The organism is Dietzia sp. DQ11-71 (assembly GCF_014144995.1).
In the GTDB taxonomy this organism is placed as follows: Bacteria; Actinomycetota; Actinomycetes; order Mycobacteriales; family Mycobacteriaceae; genus Dietzia; species Dietzia kunjamensis.
In genome coordinates, this window is record NZ_JAALDT010000434.1 from 1 (window position 1) to 717 (window position 717).

The following is a 717-nucleotide window of genomic DNA, read 5'->3' on the forward strand; positions in this document are numbered from 1 at the left end:
ACGCATGCCGATACGCGCCCCGAGGAAGGCGCGGGTGTCGCCCGATGGGATGAAGCAGATGTCATGGCTGTCGGGCTTGGAGGCGACGGGCAGCCCGCCGGCCTCTGCCTCGGCGCGGACCTGCGACTTGAGTGAATCCCCGAGGGGGAACATCGAGTGAGCGAGCTGCTCCGGGGTGAGCACTCCGAGGACGTACGACTGGTCCTTGGCGTCGTCCACGGCGCGGCGCAGGACCGGCCGCCGGGTGCCGTCGGGCAGTTCCTCGGACGACAACCGCGCGTAGTGGCCGGTGGCGACCGCGTCGAAGCCGAGCGCCATGCCCCGGTCGAGGAGGGCCTCGAACTTGATGCGTTCGTTGCACCGGAGGCACGGGTTGGGGGTCTCACCCCGGGCGTAGGACTCGACGAAGTCGTCGATCACGTCGGCACGGAAGCGCTCGGCGAAGTCCCACACGTAGAACGGGATGCCCAGCAGGTCGGCGACCCGGCGGGCGTCCCCCGCGTCCTCCCGCGAGCAGCACCCGCGCGACCCCGTTCGCAGGGTCGCCGGATCCGCACTGAGTGCGAGGTGGACGCCCACGACATCGTGTCCGACGGCGACGGCTCGGGCGGCGGCGACAGCGGAGTCCACTCCCCCGCTCATGGCGGCGAGGACCCTCATGATGCGGCCATCCCGGTGCGGGCGAGCCCGAGGCCGGCGACGCGGGCGCGTTCGGCC

1 protein-coding gene is annotated in these 717 nt (G+C 72.1%); it reads right to left on the reverse strand.

From position 1 onward, the window contains the following. The coding region (locus tag G6023_RS13990) for an adenine nucleotide alpha hydrolase family protein (RefSeq protein WP_472986452.1) at positions 1-660 on the reverse strand (660 nt) is incomplete at its 3' end. Between the last annotated feature and the right edge of the window lie 57 nt (positions 661-717).